28 protein-coding genes are annotated in these 22,455 nt (G+C 58.8%); 22 read left to right on the top strand and 6 right to left on the bottom strand.

Annotated features, from left to right (window positions below; genetic code table 11):
- Positions 1-15: 15 nt before the first annotated feature.
- From purD to purM, 10 genes are read left to right on the top strand one after another with little or no spacing between them, the layout of a single operon-like run.
- Positions 16-1,278, top strand: coding sequence for a phosphoribosylamine--glycine ligase (purD, locus tag Q7L55_02485; GenBank protein ID MDO8731427.1), 1,263 nt, complete (start codon positions 16-18; stop codon positions 1,276-1,278).
- A 12-nt stretch (positions 1,279-1,290) separates the two neighbouring features.
- The gene (gene purB / locus Q7L55_02480) at positions 1,291-2,718 is read left to right on the top strand and encodes an adenylosuccinate lyase (protein MDO8731426.1); all 1,428 of its coding nucleotides are present in this window, start codon (positions 1,291-1,293) and stop codon (positions 2,716-2,718) included.
- Positions 2,715-3,608, top strand: coding sequence for a phosphoribosylaminoimidazolesuccinocarboxamide synthase (locus tag Q7L55_02475; GenBank protein ID MDO8731425.1), 894 nt, complete (start codon positions 2,715-2,717; stop codon positions 3,606-3,608). The genes purB and Q7L55_02475 overlap by 4 nt, the downstream gene beginning before the upstream one ends.
- Positions 3,605-4,573 (top strand): UDP-glucose 4-epimerase GalE, encoded by a 969-nt coding sequence (galE, locus tag Q7L55_02470; protein ID MDO8731424.1) that lies wholly within the window; start codon positions 3,605-3,607, stop codon positions 4,571-4,573. The genes Q7L55_02475 and galE overlap by 4 nt, the downstream gene beginning before the upstream one ends.
- Positions 4,574-4,605: 32 nt before the next feature.
- Positions 4,606-4,857 (top strand): phosphoribosylformylglycinamidine synthase subunit PurS, encoded by a 252-nt coding sequence (gene purS / locus Q7L55_02465; GenBank protein ID MDO8731423.1) that lies wholly within the window; start codon positions 4,606-4,608, stop codon positions 4,855-4,857.
- Positions 4,858-4,859: 2 nt separating this feature from the next.
- A complete protein-coding gene (purQ, locus tag Q7L55_02460) occupies positions 4,860-5,531 on the top strand; it encodes a phosphoribosylformylglycinamidine synthase subunit PurQ (GenBank protein ID MDO8731422.1) in 672 nt (223 codons plus the stop codon).
- Positions 5,528-7,780, top strand: a complete 2,253-nt coding sequence (purL, locus tag Q7L55_02455) for a phosphoribosylformylglycinamidine synthase subunit PurL (protein ID MDO8731421.1) — start codon at positions 5,528-5,530, stop codon at positions 7,778-7,780. The genes purQ and purL overlap by 4 nt, the downstream gene beginning before the upstream one ends.
- The gene (locus Q7L55_02450) at positions 7,780-8,124 is read left to right on the top strand and encodes a sterol carrier family protein (GenBank protein MDO8731420.1); all 345 of its coding nucleotides are present in this window, start codon (positions 7,780-7,782) and stop codon (positions 8,122-8,124) included. The genes purL and Q7L55_02450 overlap by 1 nt, the downstream gene beginning before the upstream one ends.
- A 9-nt stretch (positions 8,125-8,133) precedes the next feature.
- Complete coding sequence (gene purF, locus Q7L55_02445; protein MDO8731419.1) at positions 8,134-9,669, top strand: amidophosphoribosyltransferase; 1,536 nt, start codon at positions 8,134-8,136, stop codon at positions 9,667-9,669.
- Positions 9,666-10,757 (top strand): phosphoribosylformylglycinamidine cyclo-ligase, encoded by a 1,092-nt coding sequence (gene purM, locus Q7L55_02440; protein MDO8731418.1) that lies wholly within the window; start codon positions 9,666-9,668, stop codon positions 10,755-10,757. Before purF ends, purM begins: the two co-directional genes overlap by 4 nt.
- A gap of 10 nt (positions 10,758-10,767) precedes the next feature.
- Here purM and Q7L55_02435 read toward each other — a convergent pair whose 3' ends face one another.
- On the bottom strand, positions 10,768-10,992 hold the full coding sequence (locus Q7L55_02435; protein ID MDO8731417.1) for a DUF3073 domain-containing protein: 225 nt from the start codon (positions 10,990-10,992) through the stop codon (positions 10,768-10,770).
- A gap of 276 nt (positions 10,993-11,268) precedes the next feature.
- Between Q7L55_02435 and Q7L55_02430 the strand changes: the two genes are divergently transcribed.
- Positions 11,269-11,478 (top strand): BldC family transcriptional regulator, encoded by a 210-nt coding sequence (locus Q7L55_02430; protein MDO8731416.1) that lies wholly within the window; start codon positions 11,269-11,271, stop codon positions 11,476-11,478.
- Between the two features lie 6 nt (positions 11,479-11,484).
- Here Q7L55_02430 and Q7L55_02425 read toward each other — a convergent pair whose 3' ends face one another.
- Positions 11,485-13,179 (bottom strand): SulP family inorganic anion transporter, encoded by a 1,695-nt coding sequence (locus Q7L55_02425; GenBank protein ID MDO8731415.1) that lies wholly within the window; start codon positions 13,177-13,179, stop codon positions 11,485-11,487.
- 45 nt (positions 13,180-13,224) lie between these two features.
- Complete coding sequence (locus Q7L55_02420) at positions 13,225-13,923, bottom strand: Pr6Pr family membrane protein (protein ID MDO8731414.1); 699 nt, start codon at positions 13,921-13,923, stop codon at positions 13,225-13,227.
- A 128-nt stretch (positions 13,924-14,051) separates the two neighbouring features.
- Here Q7L55_02420 and Q7L55_02415 point away from each other — a divergent pair, with 128 nt between their 5' ends.
- Both Q7L55_02415 and Q7L55_02410 read left to right on the top strand, forming a co-directional pair.
- Positions 14,052-14,585 (top strand): hypothetical protein, encoded by a 534-nt coding sequence (locus Q7L55_02415; GenBank protein ID MDO8731413.1) that lies wholly within the window; start codon positions 14,052-14,054, stop codon positions 14,583-14,585.
- Positions 14,586-14,675: 90 nt separating this feature from the next.
- On the top strand, positions 14,676-15,125 hold the full coding sequence (locus tag Q7L55_02410) for a hypothetical protein (GenBank protein MDO8731412.1): 450 nt from the start codon (positions 14,676-14,678) through the stop codon (positions 15,123-15,125).
- 51 nt (positions 15,126-15,176) lie between these two features.
- On the opposite strand, the gene Q7L55_02405 is transcribed toward Q7L55_02410, so the two are convergent.
- Positions 15,177-15,314: a hypothetical protein gene (locus Q7L55_02405; protein MDO8731411.1), complete on the bottom strand. Its 138-nt coding sequence runs from the start codon at positions 15,312-15,314 to the stop codon at positions 15,177-15,179.
- Positions 15,315-15,431: 117 nt separating this feature from the next.
- Between Q7L55_02405 and upp the strand changes: the two genes are divergently transcribed.
- The gene (gene upp / locus Q7L55_02400) at positions 15,432-16,070 is read left to right on the top strand and encodes a uracil phosphoribosyltransferase (protein MDO8731410.1); all 639 of its coding nucleotides are present in this window, start codon (positions 15,432-15,434) and stop codon (positions 16,068-16,070) included.
- A 22-nt stretch (positions 16,071-16,092) separates the two neighbouring features.
- On the opposite strand, the gene Q7L55_02395 is transcribed toward upp, so the two are convergent.
- Positions 16,093-16,413: a hypothetical protein gene (locus tag Q7L55_02395; GenBank protein ID MDO8731409.1), complete on the bottom strand. Its 321-nt coding sequence runs from the start codon at positions 16,411-16,413 to the stop codon at positions 16,093-16,095.
- A 133-nt stretch (positions 16,414-16,546) separates the two neighbouring features.
- Between Q7L55_02395 and Q7L55_02390 the strand changes: the two genes are divergently transcribed.
- Genes Q7L55_02390 through Q7L55_02380 form a run of 3 tightly spaced genes read left to right on the top strand, consistent with a single transcriptional unit; the run spans position 16,547 to position 17,704 of the window.
- Positions 16,547-17,008: a hypothetical protein gene (locus Q7L55_02390; GenBank protein MDO8731408.1), complete on the top strand. Its 462-nt coding sequence runs from the start codon at positions 16,547-16,549 to the stop codon at positions 17,006-17,008.
- A gap of 13 nt (positions 17,009-17,021) precedes the next feature.
- Positions 17,022-17,177: a hypothetical protein gene (locus tag Q7L55_02385; protein ID MDO8731407.1), complete on the top strand. Its 156-nt coding sequence runs from the start codon at positions 17,022-17,024 to the stop codon at positions 17,175-17,177.
- The gene (locus Q7L55_02380; protein MDO8731406.1) at positions 17,177-17,704 is read left to right on the top strand and encodes a disulfide bond formation protein B; all 528 of its coding nucleotides are present in this window, start codon (positions 17,177-17,179) and stop codon (positions 17,702-17,704) included. The genes Q7L55_02385 and Q7L55_02380 overlap by 1 nt, the downstream gene beginning before the upstream one ends.
- A 24-nt stretch (positions 17,705-17,728) precedes the next feature.
- Here Q7L55_02380 and Q7L55_02375 read toward each other — a convergent pair whose 3' ends face one another.
- A complete protein-coding gene (locus Q7L55_02375) occupies positions 17,729-18,283 on the bottom strand; it encodes a DUF4287 domain-containing protein (protein MDO8731405.1) in 555 nt (184 codons plus the stop codon).
- Between the two features lie 97 nt (positions 18,284-18,380).
- Here Q7L55_02375 and Q7L55_02370 point away from each other — a divergent pair, with 97 nt between their 5' ends.
- The 5 genes from Q7L55_02370 to Q7L55_02350 form a co-directional block, all read left to right on the top strand.
- A complete protein-coding gene (locus tag Q7L55_02370) occupies positions 18,381-18,827 on the top strand; it encodes a nitroreductase/quinone reductase family protein (protein MDO8731404.1) in 447 nt (148 codons plus the stop codon).
- A gap of 112 nt (positions 18,828-18,939) precedes the next feature.
- Positions 18,940-20,082 (top strand): amidohydrolase family protein, encoded by a 1,143-nt coding sequence (locus tag Q7L55_02365; protein MDO8731403.1) that lies wholly within the window; start codon positions 18,940-18,942, stop codon positions 20,080-20,082.
- Between the two features lie 119 nt (positions 20,083-20,201).
- On the top strand, positions 20,202-20,759 hold the full coding sequence (locus Q7L55_02360; GenBank protein MDO8731402.1) for a hypothetical protein: 558 nt from the start codon (positions 20,202-20,204) through the stop codon (positions 20,757-20,759).
- A 167-nt stretch (positions 20,760-20,926) separates the two neighbouring features.
- Positions 20,927-21,448, top strand: a complete 522-nt coding sequence (locus Q7L55_02355) for a hypothetical protein (GenBank protein MDO8731401.1) — start codon at positions 20,927-20,929, stop codon at positions 21,446-21,448.
- A 228-nt stretch (positions 21,449-21,676) separates the two neighbouring features.
- Positions 21,677-22,455 (top strand): SDR family oxidoreductase (locus tag Q7L55_02350; GenBank protein MDO8731400.1); only part of this gene is annotated, 779 nt, incomplete at its 3' end.

Below are 22,455 nucleotides of genomic sequence, written 5' to 3'. Positions count from 1 at the left end.
AGATAGGGTCACGCCATGCGTGTTCTCGTTGTCGGTTCTGGTGCACGCGAACACGCTTTGGTTGCGGCTTTATTGACCGATTCATCCGTCACGTATGTCGCATGCGCCCCCGGAAATGCCGGCATCGCCAGCGAGATCGATGTATTTCACGTGGAGGCAGCTGAACCTCAGGCTGTCGCAGCACTCGCAGCCGAAATTTCGGCCGATCTTGTCGTCATTGGACCCGAGGTTCCCCTGGTCGCCGGTGTTGCAGATGCAGTTCGCGCGCAGGGCATTGCCTGCTTTGGGCCTTCAGCTGCGGCTGCTCAACTTGAGGGAAGCAAGGCATTTGCCAAGCAGGTGATGGCCGAGGCCGGGGTGGACACGGCACAAGCGCGCGTGTGCACAGACATCGAAGCAGTGGCCGCAGCGCTCGACGAGTTCGGTGCTCCCTTTGTTGTCAAAGACGATGGACTAGCGGCCGGCAAGGGTGTTGTCGTCACTTCTGATCGCCAAGAGGCGCTCCGTCACGCTCGCGCCTGCTTCGAAAACAATGCTCCGAGTGTGCTGATTGAGGAGTACCTCGATGGGCCTGAGGTATCGCTCTTCGGCATCACAGATGGATCCGTCATTATTCCCCTCCAACCAGCGCAGGATTTCAAGCGTGCCTTCGACGCCGATGCCGGCCCCAATACCGGCGGCATGGGCGCCTATTCGCCATTGCCCTGGGCGCCGGTGAATCTGGTGGAAGAGATCACAATTTCAGTTCTCGAGCCGATGATCGCCGCAATGCGCAACCGCGGCACGCCGTTCAGTGGGCTCTTGTATGCCGGACTTGCCTTGACGTCGCGAGGTATTCGCGTTGTCGAGTTCAACGCGCGCTTTGGCGATCCCGAAACCCAGGTTGTCCTGGCTCGTTTGAAGTCGCCACTGGGCCAATTGCTCCTGGCCTCGGCTCAAGGCACTTTGGCCGAATTTCCCCCCTTGGAATGGCATGAGGGCGCGGCCGTGACCGTTGTGATCGCCTCGTCCGGCTACCCAGAGAGCCCCCGCACTGGCGATGTGATCCAAGGTCTGGCTGCCGCAGCTGAGGTTGAAGGAGTGCAGATTCTGCATGCCGGCACCAGCCGGAATGACGAAGGGCAGGTGTTTTCGGCCGGCGGACGAGTGCTCTCGGTGACTGCAGTGGGCGATTCGCTTGCCCAAGCTCGCGAACGGGCCTATGCCGGAGTCGACCTCATCAGCCTCGCCGGCTCCCACCACCGGCGTGACATCGCGGAGCTCGCCAGTGGAGCATGAAAGAATGGGCCAGTGACGGCCACTTTTCCCAATGTCCTTGCTGGTCGGTACGCATCTGAGGCCATGTGCTCGATCTGGTCGCCCGAGGCCAAGATCGTCATGGAACGCCAATTGTGGATCGCGGTCATGCGCGCCCAATCAGGACTCGGACTCGCAGTTGCTAGCGATGCCATTGAGCAATATGAGGCTGTTGTCGACAAGGTCGACCTCGATTCCATTGCTGCTCGTGAGCGGGTCACCAAGCACGATGTGAAAGCGCGAATCGAGGAGTTCAACGATCTCGCCGGTCATGAACTCATTCACCTGGGGATGACCTCGCGCGACCTCACCGAGAATGTTGAGCAGTTGCAGGTACTGAAGTCGCTGCTGCTCGTGCGTGATAAGACAGTAGCTGCGCTGCAGCGGCTCTCAAGCCTTGCCCTGGAATATTCCGACACTGCAATCACCGGGCGCTCGCACAATGTGCCTGCTCAGACCACGACTCTGGGCAAGAGATTCGCCTCAGCCGCCGATGAACTGCTGATCGCATACGCCCGCATCGAGAACCTCATTGGCCGGTACCCGCTGCGTGGTATCAAGGGTCCTGTTGGCACGGCACAGGACATGCTCGATCTGCTTGATGGCGATGCCGCAAAGCTCGCCGCGCTCGAAAGCCGAATCGCGCAGCATCTCGGATTCGCTCAACTGCTCGACAGCGTTGGTCAGGTCTATCCGCGAACTTTGGATTTCGATGTCATCTCGGCCTACCTCGAGGTGGCCGCAGGACCTTCAAGCCTTGCAACAACTATTCGTCTCATGGCAGGCCTGGATCTGGTCACTGAAGGCTTCCGTCCGGGCCAAGTCGGCTCTTCAGCGATGCCCCACAAGATGAACTCGCGATCATGCGAACGAGTCAATGGGCTCACCGTGATTCTTCGCGGCTATCTGACGATGACTGCAGATCTGGCAGGCAATCAATGGAATGAAGGCGATGTCGCCTGTTCAGTCGTGCGCCGCGTTGCACTGCCTGATGCGAGCTTTGCCATAGACGGGCTCTTCGAAACCTTCCTCACAGTGCTCGACGATTTCGGAGCCTTCCCATCCGTCATAGACAGAGAACTCGATCGCTATCTGCCGTTCCTCTCGACGACAAAAGTGCTGATGGCTGCAGTACGCAAAGGCGTTGGTCGCGAGATTGCGCACGAAGCAATCAAGGAGCATGCCGTCAGCGTGGCCTTGGCAATGCGCGAGGAAGCAGCTGCTGAAAATGATCTGCTTGAACGCCTCGCCGCGGATCCGCGCCTTGAGCTCTCGCTCCACGAGTTGCAGGCCCTGATCGCAGAACCACTGTCCTTCACCGGAGCGGCCGCGGCACAGGTCCAATCGATTGTCCATCGAGTGGCAGCGATCACCGCTGAGCACCCTGCAGCCGCTGGCTATTCACCTGGAGACATTCTGTGACCGCTGTACCCGACTACGGATTGCCCGCCGAGTATGAGCACGTCTATTCAGGCAAGGTGCGCGATCTGTATCGCACCGCTGAGGGTCGACTGCTGTTCGTCGCGAGTGATCGCATCTCTGTCTACGACCAGATCGTGCCATCGTTGATCCCCGATAAAGGACGCATCCTCACAGCACTTTCCCTGTGGTGGTTTCGTCAGTTGGAGGACATCGTCCCCAACCACGTCACCCCCGGCAAGGTTCCTGATGAGGTCAAGGGCCGCGCGATGGTCTGTGCTGATCTCGACATGCTGCCCGTTGAATGTGTTGCACGCGGATATCTCACCGGTTCGGGTCTTATCGAGTATCAAGCCAAGGGTTCGATCTGCAATGTAGGGCTGCCCCCGGGCCTGAAGGACGGTTCGCTGCTGCCGAAGCCGATCTTCACACCAGCTACGAAAGCCGCCATCGGCGATCACGATGAGAACATCAACTTCGATGAGGTCATCGTCATGATTGGCCAAGAGGAAGCGCAAGAACTCAAGCGTCTGACCATGGCTATCTACGAGCGAGCGTCGGAGATTGCCGATGAACGAGATCTGATCTTGGCCGATACCAAGCTTGAGTTCGGCATTGCCAAGACCGGTCGGTTCTCGGGTCGCATCATGCTGGCTGACGAGGTCCTGACCCCAGATTCATCGCGCTTCTGGCTGCGCGAGACCTGGGCACCCGGCGGAGCGCAACCGTCATTCGACAAGCAATTCGTGCGCGATTGGTTGACCTCGCCTGAGTCGGGCTGGGATAAGTCCAGTGGTGAGCCACCACCAGCATTGCCAGACGAAGTCATCGAACAAACGCGTGCCAAATATGTTGAAGCGTATGAACGGCTGACCGGAAAGCGCTTCGCATGACCACCTGGCTGATAACCGGCGGTGCTGGATATATCGGCTCGCACGTCATCCGTGAACTGCTGGACAGTGGTCGCCAAGTTGTTGTCCTTGATGACCTCTCTTCAGGTCACGCGCACCGCATTCCCGAAGGCGTTGCGTTTGTCCACGCAAATGTCGCCGATCGCGAGGCCGTCTCGCGAGCCCTCAAGCAGCACTCGATCGATGGCGTGATCCATCTTGCTGCCAAGAAGGCAGTAGGGGAGTCGGTGGAGCTTCCATTGCACTACTACCGCGAGAACGTTGATGGCCTGATTGCGCTACTTGAGGCCATGAAGGCCGAAGATGTCACGCGCTTGGTCTATTCCTCCTCCGCTGCTGTGTACGGAACTCCAGAGCACAATCCAATTCCAGAGACAGCCACCCTCAAGCCAGAGTCGCCATATGGGCAGACCAAGGTGGTCGGCGAGTGGCTTGCGGCTGCTCAGGGCATCGCAACCGGACTATCGTGGGTGGCCCTGCGCTACTTCAATGTGGCTGGCGCTGGCTGCGATGCACTCGGCGACGACAGCATCAACAACCTCATCCCGATGGTGTTCGCAGCACTGGACAAGGGGGAGCGGCCGCAGATCTTTGGTGATGACTATCCGACCCCAGATGGCACCTGCGTTCGCGATTACATTCACGTTGCTGATCTTGCGAGCGCGCACGCCGCCGCCGCCGCCCATTGCGAATCCCGCTCTGCGGCAGACGCATTCAATGTCGGCCGCGGTGAGGGTTCCTCCGTTCGTGAGGTGATGGACACCATCTCAGCAGTGATCGGCAGCGATGTTCAGGCACAGGTTTCGTCCAGAAGAGCCGGGGATCCTCCCGCTTCAACGGCGGCAACTGGGCGCATTCTCGACGTGCTCGGCTGGCGAGCCCAACGTGATCTGGAGGCAATGGTTGCCTCCGCCTGGTCGGCGTGGACATCTCAGCGCAGCCGATAGACTTCGCCCATCCCCAAGCCTCAGGAGTGCCCGTGGCCCGCGTCGTCGTAGACGTCATGCTCAAGCCCGAAATTCTGGACCCCCAAGGTCGTGCCGTGCAGGGGGCTTTAGGCCGCCTTGGCGTGCCCGGAGTGGCTGGTGTTCGGCAGGGCAAGCAATTCGTCATTGAGTTTGACGGTGAGGTCACCCCCGAACTGCGTGAACAACTCCACGCCATTGCCGGTGAACTGCTCTGCAATCCGGTGATTGAGGATTTCGTGCTTGTCGTGGATGAGGCGCAGTAGGAATGCGCATTGGAGTTGTGACCTTTCCTGGCTCACTTGATGATGCCGACGCCTCCCGAGCCATCCGTATTGCTCGCGGCGAGCCAATATCCCTGTGGCACGGCGATGCCGACCTCAAGAATGTTGATGCTGTCGTGCTTCCAGGCGGCTTCTCTTATGGCGACTACCTTCGCTGCGGGGCCATTGCCCGCTTCGCGCCCGTGATGTCGAAGTTGGTCGATGCGGCCAATGGCGGACTTCCGGTTCTGGGCATCTGCAATGGCTTTCAGGTCCTGTGTGAGTCGCACCTGCTGCCCGGCGCTCTGACTCGCAATGATCACCTGCACTTCATCTGTCGAGATCAAGCGCTGCGCATTGACGACAACAGTTCGGCCTGGACGAGCAGCTATGCCAATGGACAAGAGATTGTGGTGCCGCTGAAGAATGGCGAAGGTTGCTTCGTTGCCGATGAGCGCACTCTTGACGAACTCGAAGCAGAAGGCCGAGTTGTTGCCCGTTATCTGGGTGCCAATCCCAATGGCAGTCGCCGCGATATCGCTGGAATTCGCAATGCGCGCGGCAATGTCGTCGGCCTGATGCCGCACCCGGAGCACGCCGTAGACCTGCTGACTGGTCCCACCCTTGACGGCCTGGGTTTCTTCACGAGTGTTCTCACCTCGATGGTGAACGCGTGAGCATCGACACCGTCGCGCAGGCTGAACAATCACCAGATCGCCAGCAACCGTTCGCGGAGCTTGGCCTAAAAGCTGATGAATACCAACGGATTCGCGACATCCTCGGGCGCCGTCCAACAAGCAGTGAACTCGCAATGTATTCCGTCATGTGGAGCGAGCACTGCTCGTACAAGTCGAGCAAAGTGCACTTGCGCCAGTTTGGTGAGAAGCAGCCGAAGACCGACAAACTGCTTGTAGGCATCGGCGAGAACGCGGGTGTTGTTGATATCGGTGATGGCTGGGCGGTGACCTTCAAGGTCGAAAGCCACAATCACCCTTCGTATGTCGAGCCTTATCAGGGCGCAGCCACAGGTGTTGGCGGAATTGTCCGCGACATCATCTCGATGGGTGCCCGCCCGCTCGCGGTGATGGACCCGCTGCGCTTTGGCCCAGCTGATGCGGCTGACACTCGTCGCGTATTGCCTGGCGTCGTCTCCGGCATCGGCGGATATGGCAACTGCTTGGGTCTGCCGAATATTGGCGGCGAAGTTGTCTTTGACTCCAGCTACCTGGGAAACCCACTAGTCAATGCGCTGTGTGTCGGCGCGATGCGTCACGAGGACATCCACCTTGCCAGCGCCAAGGGCGTCGGCAACCTAGTCGTGCTCTATGGAGCCCGCACAGGTGGCGATGGCATTGGTGGCGTCTCCGTTCTTGCGTCGGAGACCTTCAGCGAGGGCGGATCAACCAAGCGCCCAAGCGTTCAGGTCGGCGATCCATTTATGGAGAAATTGCTCATCGAAGCCACTCTCGAGGTGCTGCACGCCGGACTGGTTGAAGGCATTCAGGATCTCGGCGGCGCTGGAATTTCCTGTGCCACCAGCGAGCTTGCGTCAAATGGCGATGGCGGCATGCACGTGTGGCTTGATCGCGTGCTGCTTCGCGATGCAACATTGACGCCAGAAGAGATCTTGATGAGTGAGTCTCAGGAGCGGATGTGCGCTGTTGTCGCGCCAGACAACCTTGACTCCTTCATGGCGCTCATCCACAAATGGGAGATCGAAGCCGTCGTCATCGGCGAGGTCACCGACTCCGGTCGCCTGACAGTTGATTGGCACGGCGAGCAAATCGTCGACGTTCCGCCGCGCACAGTTGCGCATGAAGGTCCGATCTACGACCGTCCGTACGCCCGCCCTGACTGGCAAGACGCATTGCAGGCTGATGGTCCTGAGCGTTTAGAACGCCCGATGACTCCTGAAGCGTTGCGCGAGACATTGCTGACGATGGTCGCGTCGCCGAATCTGTCTTCCAAAGAGTGGATCACCGCGCAGTACGACCGCTACGTGCTCGGCAACACCGTGCTTGCCCAGCCTGAAGACGTCGGCATGATCCGCATCGATGAAGAGTCGGGCCTGGGTGTTGCGATCTCGACTGACTGCAATGGCCGATTCGCCAAACTTGATCCGTACACCGGAACTCAGTTGGCCCTTGCCGAGTCTTACCGCAATGTCGTGGCATCAGGAGCTGTGCCACTGGCCGTGACGAACTGTCTGAACTTTGGTTCGCCCGAGGATCCTGCAGTGATGTGGCAGTTTGCTGAAGCCACACGCGGCCTGGCCGATGGCTGCCTGCAGTTGGGCATCCCGGTGACTGGCGGCAATGTCTCCTTCTACAACCAAACTGGCGATACGGCCATCCTCCCAACCCCAGTTGTTGGTGTGCTTGGGGTGATCGACAACGTCGAATTGCGCACTCCCATTGCATGGGCCAATGCGGGAGAGCGCATCTTCTTGTTGGGCGACACCTTCGATGAATTGGCTGGCAGTGAGTGGGCCAACCATGTGCACGGTCATCTCGGTGGACTGCCGCCCAAGGTTGATCTCGAGCTCGAGCGCCTGCTTGGTGAAGTGCTGGTCACGGCTTCGAGTGATCAGTTGATTGTTGCTGCGCATGATGTGTCCGACGGCGGCATTGCCCAGGTACTCGTCGAGATGGCACTGCATTCGGGGCTGGGTGCACGGATTCGGATCCCCGACGACGCTGATCCCTTTGTGTTCCTGTTCAGTGAGTCTGCTGCGCGCGCGGTCGTTGCCGCGAGCAGTCTGCTGGCGGGAGCATTCGTCGACTACTGCTCGCACCTGCGACTGCCGGTGACCGAGATCGGCTTGGTGACTGCAGGGGATTCACTTGAATTCACCGGGCAGTTCACTTTCGGCCTCGATGAGCTGCGCGAGGCGCACACGCGCACGATTCCGGCGCTCTTCGGCTGATGACGCCTGCCATCACTTCGGCTCTCCTTGCGATTGATGCTGGTGAGCCCGCTGAACGCACAGTGCTCAAGCAGGCTGTGAAGGACTCGCTGGCGGCCTTGGTCGAAGTCGCACCCGGACATAGCGTCGAGATCAGGATCCCGCCCTTCGCCGCGGTTCAGGCCATTCCAGGGGCTCGGCACCGTCGAGGCACTCCTCCAGCGGTCGTTGAGACCGACGCGACCACGTGGTTGCTGCTCTGTGTGGGACGCATCACCTGGGATCAGGCCAGCAAAGAGGGAAGAGTCCACGCCAGTGGCGAACGCTCCGACCTGTCGCAATGGTTTCCGCTAGAAGTCGCGTAACCTACGACCGTGCGAGGTGACGGGCTTCTATCCCACGACCTGCTTCCAGGTGAGAAAGGCCCTCAAGACGCTTGTGGCGTCTTCGGGGTCTGGGCTCCCGGTGAAGAAGTAGCCAAACTGACCTACTTCGGGCTCTACGCCCTGCAACATCGTGGCCAGGAATCAGCCGGAATCGCTGTCAGCGATGGCGGAAACATTGTGGTCTACAAGGACATGGGCTTGGTCTCGCAGGTCTTCAACGAAGCCAGTCTGGAGTCTTTGCGCGGTCACGTCGCAATTGGCCACACGCGCTACTCGACCACAGGTGCGAGCATCTGGGAGAACGCGCAGCCGACCTTCCGATCGACAGCCACCGGCCACATCGCCTTGGGGCACAACGGAAATATCACGAATACTCCTGCTCTGCGCGTCCGACTGCGCGAGCTCTCGAAGGACTCAGGTGAGCTGCAATTCGACAGTCAGATCAATATCACCAGTGACACCGATGTGCTCACTGGCTTGATCGCCGCCCATCCGGATCTCAGCATCGAAGAAGCTGCTCGCTTGGAGTTGCCCAATGTGCGTGGCGCTTTCTCCTTGGTATTCATGGATGACGACGCTTTGTATGGGGCCCGTGATCCGCAAGGCATTCGACCGCTGGTACTTGGCCGGCTCGAGAATGGCTGGGTGCTCGCCAGTGAGACGGCTGCGCTCGACATCGTTGGAGCCGCATTCGTGCGCGAGGTTGAGCCTGGTGAGTTGATCACCATTGATGGGCAAGGTCTGCGCTCGCAGCGCTTTGCGGAGGCCGATCCGAAGGGTTGTCTCTTCGAATATGTCTATCTCGCTCGCCCTGATACGACCATCGCAGGGCGAGGCGTACAGGCTGCTCGAGTTGAGATCGGCCGCCGGCTTGCAAATGAGTTTCCGGTGGAAGCCGATCTGGTCATTCCGGTTCCAGAATCAGGGCGCTATGCGGCCATCGGCTACGCCCAGGAGTCTGGCATTCCCTTTGCCGAGGGATTGGTCAAGAACGCCTACGTCGGTCGCACTTTCATTCAGCCCTCGCAGACCATTCGCCAGTTGGGCATCCGTCTGAAACTCAATCCGCTGCGCGATGTCATTGCCGGCAAGCGATTGATCGTCGTCGACGATTCGATCGTGCGCGGCAACACACAGCGAGCACTTGTGCGGATGCTTCGCGAAGCCGGAGCTCTGGAGATTCATGTGCGCATCTCCAGCCCACCCGTGAAGTGGCCTTGCTTCTACGGAATCGACTTCGCCACTCGTGCCGAACTCATTGCGACCGGATTGACGGTGAGCGAGATCTGCAATTCGATCGGCGCTGATTCTTTGGGCTACGTCTCGCTGGAAGCGCTCACTGAGGCCACGACAATCCCCGCAGATCGACTGTGCCGAGCTTGCTTTGATGGCGTCTATCCGGTGCAGATCCCCGATCCTGAGGTCGTCAGCAAGCAGGTGATGGATGGCATCGAGCGGCGTGTGGTCAAAGCTGCCGAGGCGCAGGGTTCTCTTGCAGTGACATTCGAGGCTGAACCCGTATGACCGGTGCTTCCTATGCGGCCGCCGGAGTGGATGTTGAAGCTGGTGAGCTCGCAGTCGCCTTGATGCGTGCTGCTGTCACAGCTGCCCAACGCCCTGAAACTGTTGGTGAGTTTGGCGGCTTCGCCGGTCTGTTTGATGCGAGCGCACTCACAAGATTCCGAAAGCCACTTCTGGCAACCTCGACTGACGGAGTGGGCACAAAAATCGCAGTTGCACGAGCGATGGATATTCACGACACGATCGGTATCGATCTTGTGGCGATGGTTGTCGACGATCTCGTGGTCTGTGGAGCAGAACCATTGTTCATGACTGACTACATCGCCACTGGTTCAGTGCAACCAGAGCGCATTGCGGCAGTTGTTTCCGGCATTGCGCGCGGTTGCCAGTTGGCCGGATGCGCGCTGCTCGGTGGCGAGACCGCGGAACATCCAGGGTTGATGGCGCCTGATGAATACGATGTCGCGGGCGCCGGAACTGGGGTTGTCGAAGCGGACGAACTCCTTGGCCCGCATCGCGTTGTACCAGGCGATGTCGTCATCGCACTTGGCGCTTCCGGCTTGCATTCCAACGGTTATTCACTTGCTCGCTTTGTGCTGTTGGGCGACTCAGGCCCCGGCTTGAATGCGCATATCGCTGAACTTGGTCGCACTGTTGGTGAAGAGATGCTCGAGCCGACTGCCGTCTACGCATTGGATTGTCTTGCGTTGATGAAGGGTGTGCAGGTGCATGCGTTCAGTCACGTCACGGGCGGTGGCCTTGCGGCGAACATTGCTCGCGTGCTCCCTGCAGATCTTGCGGCGGACATCCGACGAGCCAGTTGGCAGCCGCTGCCCATCTTTGATCTCATTCTCCGAACCGGCAATGTTGCTCGCCTCGAAGGCGAAAAAACTTTCAATATGGGCGTCGGAATGGTCGCGATTCTGGGAGCCGATGAGGCTGACTCTGCGATTGCATTGCTGAGATCACGTGGCATCACAGCGTGGATCTGCGGTGAAGTGCGAGAGCGCCGAGACGGCGAACACGGTGATGCCGAGGCAAAAGGCGGCAAGGGCGGTGCAGTACTGCTTCGGGGGGACTATCAGCGCTGACTAGCGCTGACTAGCGCTCCTCGTCCTCTTCTTCATCTTCCTCGTAGTACTTGGCGTAGGGATCGTCCTCTTCGTCCTCTTCGACTTCTTCCACGGTGATCTCGGCTACGTAGGCAGCAGTCACCTCGCCGCCGGCCAGTTCAGCCTGGAGACGGTCAAAATCGGTCTGCGGTCCCCCATACTTCAGGGCACGGGCAACCTTCGTTTGCTTAGCCTTAGCTCGGCCGCGCCCCATGGCTCGACCCCCTCATCCGGGATCTGCGCCCCGGCTCATTGGACGGAAAAAGTGCAGCGGGCTGCGCCCATGCTGCGGTGAGTAGCGTACCTGTTCTTGGTAATGACCAGATGCAATGGGTTCGGATTTGTGGACCATTCCCTCACGAATGGCTCGGAAAGTGTCACGTGATGAATATTTTCCGAATATATCCGCCCAAAATGCTTGCCCCAGTCCGTGGTGAATGTCACAGTACGTCCCACGTCAGGCATTGGGCCGGGCCGACAGGAGGTTCTCGTGACTGGTCGCGGAGCGGATATCGAGCAACTGCTCACCCCATCAGAGGTCGCAGCCCTCTTCAGGGTCGATCCCAAGACGGTGACCCGTTGGGCGAAGGCTGGCAAGTTGACCAGCATCCGGACACTTGGCGGACATCGCCGCTACCGGGCCACCGAGGTCCAGTCGCTTCTGGAAGTCCAGGGGCCCCTCGCAGTGAACGGCGCCTAAGCGCCCTTATTCCTGTTCAAAGGCGGCAACTGCCGTTGGCAGGGTCGGGAACATGTGCTCCCGACCAATACGGCCGCCGACCCCATGCAACATCAACTCCGACTCGATTTCCTTGGTCACACGCACCAGGCAGAGTTGGATGTCTGCTCGGGAGCAGTGATCACGGACCCGCTCGAGCGCGTCGAGCCCCGTGATGTCGACCTCGACATTGGCCTCCATGTTCAGCAGAAGCCACCGCGGTTTTGGTGTCGTCGTGTCGACTGCCGCCTCGCATTTGGTCGCGAAGTCGTCAGCATTGGCAAAGAACAACGGCGAGTCGTAGCGAAACACCAAGAGGCCTGGGATCTGCTGGGCATCGGGGTAGTCAGTGATGTCATGCCATCCGGCCATGCCGGAGATCTGGCCGAGAACGGCAGCGTGCGGTCGAGCTACTCGAGTCAGCAATTCGAATACCGACAAGCCAATGGCAAAGAGCACTCCCCAGAGAATGTCGAAGACGAGCACTGACGCAGTTGCCGCAATAGCCAAGTAGAACTCGCGATGTCGGAATCTGAAAAGCCGACGAAACTCATGAAGGTCCACGAGTTTGAGCGCTGCGTAGGTGACCAGACCGCCCAACGCAGGCAATGGGAAACTCGCGAGCAGACCGCCAAGCCCGAGCAGCACGATCAGCGCCCCGAAGGCTGCGACAAGCGAATACAACTGAGTGCGTGCGCCGGCTGACTCACCGAGACTTGCGCGGCTGGCACTCGAACTCACCGGAAAGCCGTGAGCGACGCCGGACACGAGATTGACCGCGCTGAGGGCGAGGAGTTCCTGATTGGCATCGATGTGGTGATGATGCCGATCGCCAAACATGCGCGCAGTCAGCAGATTGTCGGTGTATCCAACAATGAACACCCCGAAGGCAGGCAGCAGGAGCATGCTGATGTCGCTGCTTGTGACTCCACTGAAAGTCAGCGAAGGAATGCCTTGAGAAATGACGCCAACAGTTTGAACGCCATGGGATTCAAGGTCGAAGACTGAGGTGACAATTGCTGCTCCAGCGACGATGAACAGTGCAATTGGGAATCGCGGAAAGTGATTGCTCAGCACGATCAGCAGTCCTGCGACCGTGACACCCATGGCCAGGCTTGGCCACGAAATCGTATCGACCCCTGCGCGCTGAACGAAGGACACGAGGTCGGTGATGACCGAGTCACCGCTGACATCGACTCCGGTGATCTTGCCCAGTTGACTCATGATCATGATGACCGCGACGCCTGCCATGTACCCCACGAGCACAGGCTTGGAGAGCGCGTCCCCAATGAAGCCGAGCCTTAGCGCCCAGGCGGCCAAGGCAAAGAGCCCGCACAAGATGGCCAGGAGCGCTGCTAATGACGCGTATCGACCTGGGTCACCAACGGCGAATGGCGCCAGTGTCGCCGCCGTGAGCAGTGCAGTCGTCGATTCGGGTCCGGCACTCACCAATCGCGAGGTTCCAACGAAGAAATAGACGACAAGGGCCAGCACAATCACCCACAGGCCAACCTGCGGGGGGATTCCGGCAAGTGCGGAGTAGGCCATCACTTGTGGGACGAGATAGGCCAGGACGGTGATGCCACCAATGAGGTCGCCACGCAGATGGCGCTTTTCGTAGTGACGCAGATTAGTGAAGCCGGTCATCTTCGGCGCCTTGGACGTCTTTCTGCGACGGCTCACACGCTTACGTTAGTTCTTGTGTGCATGTACTCGTGGGCCACGCGACTAGTGGCTTGCGCGCTTTCCTATCAGCTTTTCGATGCCGAGGAAGATAAAGCCAAACAGCGTTCCGATGCCGACAATGCCGATGAGGTTGATCATCACCGTGCCATATCCATATCGGGCAGCATCCAGGAATCCATAGGGGTATGAATCAATCACGGCTCCCCGTAAGAGTGAATACGCCACCCATAGCAAAGGCAGAATCAGCGCGAGAAAAATCGTTCGCACACGAATCAAGCCTCGCGGACCAATGAGGATGAACACCAGCACTGTCAGTACTGGCGTGATGTAGTGCTCCAGAGTGTTGGACACGTACTCCCAGCCCTGAAGTTGCGCTTTCGGCGCCAAGATGATCGCGTAGACAAGGCCAGTCACCGTGATCATGATCAATGAATCCAGACGCAGCACACGAAACAGACCTGACTTGCGATTGGGATTGCGCCAAAGCAGAGTCGCAACAACGGCGACCACGATGTTGCTCAGAATTGTGAAGTAACTGAAGAAGTCGAGCACTCTGCCAACCAATCCAGCGCTGCCTACTTCGTTGAAGCCATAGAGCGTGGGAATGGTGTTGGTGTTCGGGTATGTGCCCAGAATCGTCAACAGCAGTGCGATGGCCAGGCCGAGCCATGCCAGCAGGGCATTTGCCCCGAAAAGCCACCGATGCGTGGTCGAGCCTTGGGATTCAGGATGTGCTGACATGCAGCGCAGCCTAGGAGCAAGCAGTACCACATTCACCGAACCCAAACATTTATCCCACTGCTCCTTGACACAAGCTTGGCAAGATCCGTGGAACTACTCGCATGATGCGAGCCAGAGAAGGAGCGGTCATGCCCGACAACGAAGAATCCATAACAAACGCAACCACTGAGCTGCCGCCGGTCCAGCCAGCGCCCGTGGCAGCGGTCGCACCGGCTGTCGCCGTCACTCCGGCACCGGTTGTTGTAGAACAGCCATCACGTCACTCGACCATGAAGGTCCTCCTGGCCGCTGGTGCGGGAGCACTTGTCGTGTTCCTCATCGCAGCTGCCGGCATCGTCGGCTACGCAGTCGGCTCGAATTCAAATCACCTTGGTGGCATCCGTCCGGCACGTCTGGCACAGCTTCAACACAACCTGGGTGGCCAGAGCGGACAAAGCAATCAAGGCAACCAGTTTGGGCCAAGCATGGGACACCGCCCTGGGTTCAACATGAACCAGCAAGGACAGCAAGGACAGCAAGGACAGCAAGGACAGCAAGGACAGCAAGGACAGCTGGACGGTTCACAGAGTTACCCACAAGGTCAGCAGGGACCCATGCCGCAATTCCCAGGTCAGCCCGGTCAGTCATCGGGCGGGATGATGGGGCAATTGCCAACGCAGTAAGTACGTGCGTGTTGAGTCAGGGACGGTCATTGACCGTCCCTGACTCATTTCTCGGGCATGCTGAACCTGCCGATGTGAAGGAGCTTGAGCATGCGAATGAAGCAAAGCACCCTTGCGCTTGCTGTCTGCACTTTCGCCTTCGCCTCCGTGTTGAGCGCTTGCGCCTCCAATGAGCAACCGACCATCACTTCCTCGAGCAGTGCAACAAGCGCATTGGATCCGTGCGATCAGCCAGCTATCACCACTGCCGTTCACGACTTCTACGCCGCGACTTCGGCAACGCAGTCGGCTGGCTTGGATCTTCAATCAGTTTCGAGTGTTGAGTGTGCTGGTGATTGGGCGGTTGCACGGATTGTCGTTGGCGACGGACAAGGCCACGACTTGCAGGACTACGAAGTTGCGCAACGGGTCGATGGTGCATGGGTGGTTGCCGATCGCATGACTGTGTGCGGCACATGGAATCCAAAGAGGCCATCGCAGATTCCTGACGACGCGCAAATCGATGCGCGGCTCTACTCGTCGGCATGCACTGCTGCATAGATCATCGCTCCGATGCACAGGCCGATCAATGCACCAGAAGCCGAAGTGACGTCATGGTCGGCAGCCAGCGCCCAAGCCCGCGCCACCAGATTGGGAAGAAGGTCTTAGGCCAAACCAAATGAAGCCAACAATGAAAGCGGTAACTGTGGAAAGAATGACGGACAGGAAATTGATGTCGGGGAATGTCATGGACTCTCCTCAAGGTGATTTCCGTCGAGAGTGGTGCGATTGCAAGAACCATCCGTGGATCTTGGCGGATCCAATTGCGATCTGACTCAAAGGAATTTCAGCACTACCCTCGTCTCCATGCGGACCATGATCATTGATCACCCACTTGTCGCTCACAAACTCACCAAACTGCGCGATCAAGACACTTCTTCGGTGACCTTTCGGCTTCTTGCAGAGGAACTCGTGACCTTGCTGACTTACGAGGCCACCCGCTCATTGTTGGTGCAAGCCGTGCAGATCGTCACCCCGGTCGCGACTATGGAGGGTGTCGAACTCGCTGATCCTCGTCCGGTTGTCGTGCCGATTCTGCGAGCCGGTCTTGGAATGCTCAGCGGAATGATGAAACTCATGCCGACTGCTGAAGTGGGATTCCTTGGCATGGTTCGCGACGAGGTCACTCTTGAGGCCACGACTTACGCAGATCGACTTCCACCCGATCTGCACAACCGCCAGGTTTTCGTGCTCGATCCGATGCTCGCAACTGGCGGCACCTTGGTCGCTGCGATTGATCTGCTGCTTGCTCGTGGCGCGCGCGATGTCACGGCCATCTGTCTACTTGCGGCTCCGGAGGGGCTGAAGCATGTTGAACAGACATTCTCCGATCGAGATGTTGAAGTCATGATCGTCACGGCCGGACTCGATGATCATTTGAACGAGCATGGCTACATTGTGCCGGGCCTCGGGGATGCTGGAGATCGCCTGTACGGCGTCGTGTGATCAAGCGCGTCAAGAACCCGACTCAGACAGCGCGCTCCGCTCGTCCGTATCGACGTTTGAGTTGCTCGATCGGATCAACTTCCCTACTCAGTTCCGCCGTACCGAAGACACTCAGCATCGCCCACTGCGGGTAGTAGGCCACTGAGTCACGCAATCCCTTGAATCCATGGCGTCGTTGCCGCGCGAACTCATAGGGGGCGGTTGGGGTCCCCTGTGCTCGCAATGCCTCGTCTTCAGGAGGAATCTGATTCACCGAACGCATTTCAGCGGGAGTGCCCAGATCCGCCAGAGGATTGTGTTCTTCCAAACTTGCATTTGCTTCTTGATCGTGGTGCAGAGTCATCGTGCTCACCTCACCTTCGATTTTGAGGTTAAGCCGGATTTATGTGGAAAGCCATAGAGTTGTGTCGCGCTTGGGTCGCAACATCGGCTCATTGAGCAAGACAATCCGTAAATCCCCTGACAGGCTTCCCTGTGTGAACACTTTCGCCCTGAAAAGGCGGGGCCAGAGAACTGCGTCCTTGGCGCTGCCGTTGATATTCGGGCTGACTGCGCTCGTGGCATGTGCTGCTCCTCCGCTGCCAACAGCCATCACGAGCACGCCTTCAGCAGGCCAATCAGTTCCGGGCATTCCGCAGTCGACGAACGACCGTGGCAACAGCACGGCGATTACGTCGCTCACCGTTCCGGCGTCTGCCAAGTGCGTGCGTGATGACGGCACGCAGACCTGGATCGATGTCGCTTGGAAGATCAAGGGAACGGTGACCGGCGTGACGTGGACTCGCGACGGAACGGAGCTAGGCGACGGTTATGACGCCCAGGGTGCGCTTTCGCTTCCGTTCACCTGCGACGGCAAGAGCCATACCTTCGGACTGGTGGCGCAGGGAGTCGACTGGCCCAGCGACTACCAAGTCGCCAATGCGATTGTCCTGCCATGAATCGGAGGTCGGCGTGATCTGGATGTTCCTGCTCGCATTCCTTGCGATCCTCGCGGCGTGGAGGGGACGTAGCCGAAGATTGGTTCTGGTGCTGACTTTCATCGGAATGCTTGGCATCGCGGCAATCTTCCTTCATCTGCAATGGGGCAATCCTGGATTGGGATTGTGATGAATGTGATGCAACGGCTCAATGCACTCGGCGCGCTTGCGGCAGCCGCCGTTATTGGCGGCGCGATGTTCTTCGAGTTCAGCCAGGATCAAGAACCCTGTTCCTTTTGCATGATGATTCGCTTCTGCTTTACCGGCATTGCCTTGGGGGCGCTGCTGAACGTGCGGTGGGGAATTCGCGTCAGTCACTACGGGTTGATGCTCTTCAGCGCAGTTCTTGGCATCGTCATTTCGTTCTTCGACGTCGTTTCCTCGTACCCACCGATCAGCTCGTGGGGATCTACCCCCTTCATGGGTCTGCATCTTGCGTCGTGGGGGTTCATCGCCTTCGTTGCAGCTTCTGTGCTCATCGGTTTGATGCTGATGTTCGAGCGCCAATTCGCAGGGCAACCGAACTCGGATCGTGGCCTGCCACTGACTGGATCATGGTCGTGGCTCGCGCACGCTTCAGTTATTGTCCTCGGCTTGGTGACTTTGACAGACGTCGTGATCTCAACGCAGGTGTGCGGACTTGGATTCTGCGGCTGAGGCGGTTGGCGGGGATTTCGGAACTCAGGGGGCAGACTCGGCGATGCGTGCTGCGGCCATATCCCGCAGCAACTTGGTGTCGGGCTTCCAATCGACCGGCACCTGAATGGTCTTCTTGTTGACCTTAAAGTCGGTCAATCGCGGTGAGAATTCTTCGAGCACGTCCTTGCTCCACGGAGCCATCAAGATGTAGTTGGTCAGCACCGTCACGCCGAAGATGTACTGGCCATCGAGTTTCAACATCGGCTGGTTCCAGGCGATGACCAGTTCAGTCTTCGGGTACTTCGACTGAATCGCCTTGAAGATCGCGCGCACCGTCTTCTGCTTGGTTTCGTCGAAGGGCTCGAGGTACTGATCCAAGCTGTCGAAGCGACGTGTGGTCCTTGAACCTCGCGAAAACATCACCAGGGCGTTCGCGTGAGCCTGGCTGAAACCGTGATTCTCCTTGAGGAAGGCAATCTGCTCCGGGTACTTGCGATCCGTTATCTGGTCCATCTGCTCAAACCAGTACGACATCGGCTGCCCGTACTTCTTCTCGATCGCCGGAAAGTAATGCGAACGATCAGGATTGGTCGTCATAGCAGGATTCTAGGATCAACGGAGCATGGCAGGCGGCATACAGAATCGCATCTGTGTTTGACTCCACCGTTGGTTCGCTTGCTCGAGAGGGAGACTCATGGCTGAACAGCCCGCACGTGTCGATATGCGCGAGCACAATCGCGAGGTCGTAAAGCGCTATCGAGACGAGGGCATCTACGAGGACGGCGGCATGCCAGTCGTGGTGCTCACCACCACTGGTCGCGTCTCGGGCCAGCCGCGGACCACGCCCATCGCCGTGCAGCCCGACGGTGATCACTTGGTCGTGGTCGGGTCCATGGGAGGGCTCCCGAAGAACCCGCAGTGGTACGAGAACCTGAATGCAGAGCCGCACATCACAGTGGAGTACCGCGGGGATAAGTACTCGGCAATCGCCAGAACTGTTGAACCTGGCGCAGAGCGAGACCGCCTCTTCCAACTGATGGCCGAGGTGGTGACGGGCTTGCCGCGCTACCAGGTGCGCGCGGCAGACCATCGCGTCATCCCCATCGTGGTGATCGAGCGCGTCCAGGAAGCCGGTCACTAGCTGGAGCCGGACAACTGAGTCCGAGCATTCGGACCCGAGCAAGTCGACCCTGTGCTTGGCTAGTGCGCATCAGGATTCACCTGGGCCAGTCACCATTTCCCGGAGGTACACCATGGCTCTGCCAGCCGATACGCAAATCGTTTCCGTCGATGATCACGTCGTCGAACACCCGCGGGTGTTCTTGGATCGTCTCCCTGCCAAGTACGCCGATGCAGCTCCTCGCATCGAGAACATCGAGGGTGCTGACTGGTGGATCTATGAAGGCCAGAAGGCATCGAACTTCGCGACGAATGCAGTCGCGGGCAAGCCTCATAAGGAGTTCGGTCAGGAGCCTCGCAGCTATTCCGACATGCTCCTTGGGTGCTACCAGATTGAAGATCGCATCAAGGACATGGATATTGAGGGCATCCACGCACAATTGTGTTTCCCGACCTTTGCGGGCTTCGCTGGAAGCGCGCTTGCCCAGTCGAAGGACTTCAAGCTCGCGGAACTGGTGATTCAGGCCTATAACGACTTCATCATTGATGAATGGTGTGCTCCATATCCGGATCGACAGATCCCACTGATGCTGGTCCCGTATTGGGATGTTGAGGCCACGGTCAGGGAGATCAACCGGACAGCTGCAAAGGGTGCCAAGAGCATTACCTTCCCTGAGCTTCCAGATCGCATTGGCTTGCCTTCCTGGCACACCACGCATTGGGATCCAGTTCTGGCTGCCTGCCAAGAGGCAAATCTGCCGCTGTCACTTCACTTCGGCAGTGGTGGCTTCCCGCTCGTCTCGGATGAAGGCCGCACCAGCAACTTCACTGTCGGCATCTCACTGTTCGGCCTGAACTCGGCCAGCGCGCTCGCGGAACTGCTGCTCTCTCCGGTCTTCCACAAGTTCCCAGGCGTGAAAATGGCCTTGTCTGAGGGCGGCATCGGATGGATGCCTTACATGTTGGAACGCATTGACTACGTCTGGGATCGTCACCGTTGGTACAACGATGTCAACCGCGAGATCAAGCCTTCAGATCTGTTCAAGGATCATGTCTACGGCTGCTTCATCGTTGACGAAGCTGGTGTCCGCAACCGCGATCTCATCGGCGTCGACAACATCATGTTTGAGAGCGACTACCCGCACTCCGACAGCAACTGGCCACACACGCGCAAGCTGCTCGAAGCCACGATGACTGACGTGCCTGACGATGAAGCGCAGAAGATCACTGAGTGGAATGCACGCAAGCTCTACAACTTCCCGCGAGCCGCTCAGTAGGCAACTTCGAACAACAAAGTGAGCCCCAGTCCTGCTTGCCAGGGCTGGGGCTCACTCATGGCTGATCAATGCCATCCGCTGACTAGCTTCTGGATCCTTGAGCTGCCAAGCTCGCGAGCATGGGGGTCGAGTCCGCGCGTTTCACACGCGCAAATCTGACTCCCGCCGAGATTGAAGAGATGTTGGTGGTCGACCGCCTCGCTGACGAACTCGCCGAGTATCTCGAGGCAAGCGCTGATCGCATTGGTGTTGCTCACGTCCATGGAGCACAAAGTGGCGCGATTCAGTCGATCGTGGCGGACTTGTTGCGAAACAAATTGGGATTTGGTGAAGAAATTGTCTTAACGCCGGAGGACGGATTTGTCACTCGCGCTCGTCCAGACTTCTTCTATCGCATCTCCAACAATCGCGGAATCCTCGCCGAAGTTGAGCGGGGCGGCACGGTCAATAACAATCATGACCTCAAGGACCTATGGAAAGCGCATATCTCGCCAGATTCTCAGCATCTGTTCCTGGTCGTTCCGAATGCAAACTGGAGTGCGGCCGGTGGTGTCCGCGAGCGGCCGTTCGTTCGAGTCAGGAATCGCCTGGCGGCTTTCTTCGGAGACCCACGACGCGAAATCGACGTTGTCAGCCTCCACATATTCAGTTACGGCCACCTCGATCACTCGAGCTAGCTGCTAGGACGTCTAAGCTTGAAAGTGCCTGAAGGATTTGCGCTCGCCATCAATGATCCGGATGCGGTGGTTGGTGACCTGGCCGTAGGCCAGTGCGCGTCGCGAGTCACAGCATGGACCCAACTCGACGCTAATCTTTGCCGACGGGACAATCGAGGCGAGGCGTGATGGCGTATTTCCTGAGTTCCTGGATCGTGCTGGCTATCGGCGCCATCATTCATATTCTCGTTGACCGCGTGCCCAACAGGCGTACGAAGCATCGGGTCGTCGAACTGCTGCTGTTGTGGTTGCTGGTGACGACCGGAGTCTTCGGACTTGTTGGTGCAACGAGTCATGTGAGCGGCATCTCCGGCGAGGTTGCTCAGCAGATCGGCTATGCACCTTCTATGTTCCAGTGGGAAGTTGGTTGGGGGGACTTCGCCCTCTGTGTGCTGCTCATTGCTTGTGCCTGGCAACGATTCCGCGGGACCTGGATGACCGCTGCGGTGGTCGTCCTGACGATCCAATACGGCGGCGACGCGATTGGTCACATCATGGAGTACGTAGCTCATGACAACACAGCGCCATCGAATGTGTGGGCAATTCCATCGGACATCTTGCAGCCGTTGATTGCGATCATCTTGTTGGTGATCTACCGAGCAGGAGCGAAGAATGAAACGGGGCCGACCCTCGCACCCGCGTCTGCGTGACGATTGGGCGCAAGTTTTCGGCGAATGCAATTCCCGCAAATCTCAGGGGATAGGTATAGGGGAAGAGTCGTTGTGTGCCAACGGGTCTCAGTGGTGCCAGGGACTAGATCGACTAGTCGACATTCCGAATTTTCAGTCGCTTGGAACGCTTGCACCGTTCTGCGGCAGGGGTGGACGGCCTGATCCTTCTCCCGGACAATCGCCACGACACAGGAAGGAGGCGCCCGCATGGGAGTACTCGAGGGCAAGACCGTCGTCATCACTGGAGCAGGTCGCGGTATCGGGCGCGCTATCGCTTTGGACTCGGCAGCGGAGGGCGCCAACGTGGTCGTCGCGGATTACGGCGTCGGACTTGATGGAACCTCGCCGACTTCCGAGGTGGCCTCCGCGGTCGTGCGTGAGATCGAGCAGTTGGGCGGCTCCGCGATCGCGGTCAGTGAATCAGTCACCTCGATGACCGGCGCGCAGATGATCGTGCGGTCAGCGGTCGAGGCCTTCGGCGGCTTGGATGGCGTGGTCTGCTGCGCGGGCGTGCTGCGCCACCGGCCTTTCCTGGAGATGTCCGAGGACGACTTCTCCTTCGTGGTCGACACGCACCTCAAGGGTCACTTCACAGTCTTCCGAGCTGCCGCAGCGCAGGCTGTTACTGCAGGGCGCCCGGTGTCGATGGTCGCGATCTCCTCCGGCTACCTGCAAGGTGATCCTGTGCGCGCCAACTACCGCGCTGCGAAGGCAGGCGTCGTGGCGCTCATGAAGAGTGTGGCCATGGCCGGGGAGGGCGGCTCTTTCCGCTGCAACGCCATCGCCCCGGTCGCCAACACGCGCATGACCGAAGCGTCGAACATGATCATGAAGGGCGGACCAGAGGACATCGCACCGATGGCGGTCTACCTCATGTCGGCCGCATCAGAGCCACTAAATGGCCAGATCTTCACCGTGGACGCTGACCGCATCGCAACGTGGCAGGACCCGGTCGAGAAGCGCATGGTGTTCGCGGCCTCGCGTTG

The sequence above is a fragment of the Actinomycetota bacterium genome, from assembly GCA_030650795.1.
Classification (GTDB): domain Bacteria; phylum Actinomycetota; class Actinomycetes; order S36-B12; family S36-B12; genus UBA11398.
Note: the sequence above shows the minus strand (reverse complement) of the source record. Positions and strands in the feature narration are given on the sequence as shown.

Excerpts from the sequence above, each read along its gene's own strand:
- Q7L55_02395 (MDO8731409.1), bottom strand. The coding sequence starts at position 16,413 with ATGACTCTGCACCACGATCAAGAAGCAAATGCAAGTTTGGAAGAACAC.
- purM (MDO8731418.1), top strand. The coding sequence starts at position 9,666 with ATGACCGGTGCTTCCTATGCGGCCGCCGGAGTGGATGTTGAAGCTGGT.
- upp (MDO8731410.1), top strand. The coding sequence starts at position 15,432 with ATGCGGACCATGATCATTGATCACCCACTTGTCGCTCACAAACTCACC.
- Q7L55_02370 (MDO8731404.1), top strand. The coding sequence starts at position 18,381 with ATGGCTGAACAGCCCGCACGTGTCGATATGCGCGAGCACAATCGCGAG.
- Q7L55_02405 (MDO8731411.1), bottom strand. The coding sequence starts at position 15,314 with ATGACATTCCCCGACATCAATTTCCTGTCCGTCATTCTTTCCACAGTT.
- Q7L55_02410 (MDO8731412.1), top strand. The coding sequence starts at position 14,676 with ATGCGAATGAAGCAAAGCACCCTTGCGCTTGCTGTCTGCACTTTCGCC.
- Q7L55_02360 (MDO8731402.1), top strand. The coding sequence starts at position 20,202 with ATGGGGGTCGAGTCCGCGCGTTTCACACGCGCAAATCTGACTCCCGCC.
- Q7L55_02365 (MDO8731403.1), top strand. The coding sequence starts at position 18,940 with ATGGCTCTGCCAGCCGATACGCAAATCGTTTCCGTCGATGATCACGTC.
- purQ (MDO8731422.1), top strand. The coding sequence starts at position 4,860 with ATGCGCATTGGAGTTGTGACCTTTCCTGGCTCACTTGATGATGCCGAC.
- Q7L55_02450 (MDO8731420.1), top strand. The coding sequence starts at position 7,780 with ATGACGCCTGCCATCACTTCGGCTCTCCTTGCGATTGATGCTGGTGAG.
- Q7L55_02435 (MDO8731417.1), bottom strand. The coding sequence starts at position 10,992 with ATGGGGCGCGGCCGAGCTAAGGCTAAGCAAACGAAGGTTGCCCGTGCC.
- Q7L55_02420 (MDO8731414.1), bottom strand. The coding sequence starts at position 13,923 with ATGTCAGCACATCCTGAATCCCAAGGCTCGACCACGCATCGGTGGCTT.
- galE (MDO8731424.1), top strand. The coding sequence starts at position 3,605 with ATGACCACCTGGCTGATAACCGGCGGTGCTGGATATATCGGCTCGCAC.
- Q7L55_02375 (MDO8731405.1), bottom strand. The coding sequence starts at position 18,283 with ATGACGACCAATCCTGATCGTTCGCATTACTTTCCGGCGATCGAGAAG.
- Q7L55_02415 (MDO8731413.1), top strand. The coding sequence starts at position 14,052 with ATGCCCGACAACGAAGAATCCATAACAAACGCAACCACTGAGCTGCCG.
- Q7L55_02355 (MDO8731401.1), top strand. The coding sequence starts at position 20,927 with ATGGCGTATTTCCTGAGTTCCTGGATCGTGCTGGCTATCGGCGCCATC.
- purD (MDO8731427.1), top strand. The coding sequence starts at position 16 with ATGCGTGTTCTCGTTGTCGGTTCTGGTGCACGCGAACACGCTTTGGTT.
- Q7L55_02380 (MDO8731406.1), top strand. The coding sequence starts at position 17,177 with ATGAATGTGATGCAACGGCTCAATGCACTCGGCGCGCTTGCGGCAGCC.